This is a genomic window from Colwellia sp. F1, assembly GCF_056238625.1.
In genome coordinates, this window is record NZ_JBWDLI010000079.1 from 1 (window position 1) to 2,534 (window position 2,534).

Below are 2,534 nucleotides of genomic sequence, written 5' to 3' on the forward strand. Positions count from 1 at the left end.
CGCGTGGAGTACGATGCATTTATGGTTTTGGCTACACTAATAACCTACCTGCCAAAACTGGCAGGTGAGCCACTTATTATAATAAATGGACTTATCTGATTACCTTAAACTGATTACACAACGTCGGTGGTGAATGGCTCCAATCGTGGGGGTGTTCAAGGAGATCGCATGCGCAAGGAACGACTGATCGTGCCTATTCTCGCGGCCTTCGTGGTGGCGTGGGTGGTAGCACAACTGCTATCGAGCATTTTGTTTGAACGCAGTCTTCGTCAAGCACTAGAAGATTTGGAAGCGCGAGGGGAGTGGCGAGTTAGTCGCACGGAAAGCCGCCAAGGGTGGTTGACGTCTCAGGGGAAACTGCTTTTATCGCCCTTATTAGGGCGGCCATGGCGGTTAGAGCTTACATACCGCGCTCGTCATGGTGCGCTAAGTACCGATGTTGAGGGAACGCTATTACCTCGTTTAGATAGCGTTTTGCAAAAAGCCGTGGGAGAAGTCTCCGCTCCGTCTATCCCGCGTTGGCAAGGGCGCTACCATACACTAAGTGGCCACAGTGAGCTGCGTCTGGCACTGGCTCCTTTTGTGATCCAGCAAAGTGGCCGTGAGCTATCTGTGCGTGGTGCTCGGATGCGCTTAGAGGGCGTGTTTGGTGATTGGCGGTTGCGCGGGCTGTTCGACCAGCTCACGTTAACGGACGGACCCGCTCAGTTAACCCTGGGGCCTTCCTCCCTCGAAAGTCGTTATACCTATATTGATGATGCCTATCACTTTGCGCAGCGCGACCATCTGCATGTTGAGGCGTTATCGCTTCACTATCCTGCCTATGATATTCATCTGTCGCCGCTTGATGTTCACAGCCACATGGTGCTCGACGAGCAAGAGCTTCGCTTAAATGGTGAACTAATCATTGGTGAGGTAAGTGTCCCAAGTGAAGCGCCAGACACCCCTTTGTTAAGCGGGCGGATTGAAGCAGAGCTTTCTCGTCTTAATGCAGATGCTGTTCGCGCAGCCATTCTGCGATTGCGCCAAGAAGCCTCATGGGGCGATGCTAGCCTACCGATGGCAGAAGGGCTGCTGGTGCGTTTAGCCCCTGATTTGAAAGGGATATTGAGTGATTCGCCGCGTTTAGACGTTACAACGATAGCGATTGAAAGCCCGCTGCTAGGTATCAATGTTAACGCAGATGGTGCGCTCTTTTTTGATGCGAGCGGGCTTGATGAGCTTATGATGACCGGGCTGGATAAGCCAGAAGAGCGCGCTCGCTGGTTAGGTTATATTGATGGTGATTTCACTTGGCACGATGCGCCAACCGTAGTTGCTCTTTGGCTAGGCCTCCCTCTTGGTACACGAGAGTTAGAGTTTGATGTTGTTCGTGGCGAGTTGCGTGTTAATGGGCGTCCGATGCCTCAGCTTTAGCCATAAGCGTTTTGAGCATCACCGTTTTGAGTACCACCGTTTTGAGCATCAATGCTTTCTACTAAGGCAGTGGCGAGCCCTGAAGCTGTTACCACTCTTCGAATACACTGCTACAAATAGTGTCAAGGGTTGAAGTTCCCCCACTGTGCCCACATTCCATAGGCATTGCTAAGCGGATCAAGCCGCTAGTCACTGTTATGGGAGGGCGCATGAGCGACCAAGATTACGACCGCGATCACGAACACCTCGATTGGCTGACGGATGATGAATCCGACGCACAGCAAGACGATACCGTGAACAGTGAAGAGTACCGCTCGGACGGTGAGAAAGTTAGCTCGTTAGTGCCCGCCAGCGATATGCTCCCAGAGCGCATCTACCTTTTACCGATTCATAATCGACCTTTTTTCCCCGCTCAGGTACAGCCATTAGTCATCAACCGTGAGCGTTGGCAAGAAACCATACGTCGGGTAGGCAATACACCTCACCACACCATGGGTGTCGCCTTTGTAGGTGAGCAGGGTATTGAGTCGTTGGATCACAACGATTTTCCTGAGATTGGCACGGCGGTCAAAGTACATAAACTCCAGAGCGAAGATCAACAGATCCAGTTTATCGCTCAGGGGGTTCGGCGTTTTAAAATTCAGCGCTGGCTGTCTAAAGAGCCGCCTTACCTGGTGGAAGTCAGCTATCCCAAAGAACCCGTTGACGCTGAGAACGAAGAAACACGCGCTTATGCAATGGCGATTATTAACGGCATCAAAGAGTTGCTGCCGATTAATCCGCTGTATGGTGAAGAGCTAAAACATTACCTCAATCGCTTTAGTCCTCATGAGCCCGGTCCGCTGACTGACTTTGCAGCCGCAATCACGTCTGCCAAGGGCCCTGAGTTGCAGGATGTGCTCGCCACACTGTCGGTGGCTGAGCGTATGCATAAAGTTCTCCCGCTGTTACGCAAAGAAATCGATGTTGCTCAGTTGCAAAGCGAGATCAGTGAGCAGGTTAACGCTCAGATGCAGGAGCGGCAGCGCGAGTTTTTCTTGCGTGAGCAGCTTAAAGTCATTCAGCGTGAATTGGGTATTTCCAAAGATGACCGTGAAAACGATGTTGACACGTTTAGG

The 2,534-nt window shown here is 51.6% G+C and carries 2 protein-coding genes; both read left to right on the forward strand.

Going from position 1 to position 2,534, the window contains the following annotated elements:
- Positions 1-168 precede the first annotated feature (168 nt).
- Positions 169-1,416 carry a DUF945 family protein gene (locus AC0UA9_RS17410; RefSeq protein ID WP_206047855.1) on the forward strand — a complete coding sequence of 416 codons (1,248 nt, stop codon included), beginning with the start codon at positions 169-171 and terminating at the stop codon, positions 1,414-1,416.
- Between the two features lie 209 nt (positions 1,417-1,625).
- A partial coding sequence (locus AC0UA9_RS17415) for an LON peptidase substrate-binding domain-containing protein (RefSeq protein WP_475662002.1) occupies positions 1,626-2,534 on the forward strand: 909 nt, incomplete at its 3' end.

Coding starts and splice junctions, on each gene's coding strand:
- AC0UA9_RS17410 (WP_206047855.1), top strand. CDS start 169: ATGCGCAAGGAACGACTGATCGTGCCTATTCTCGCGGCCTTCGTGGTG.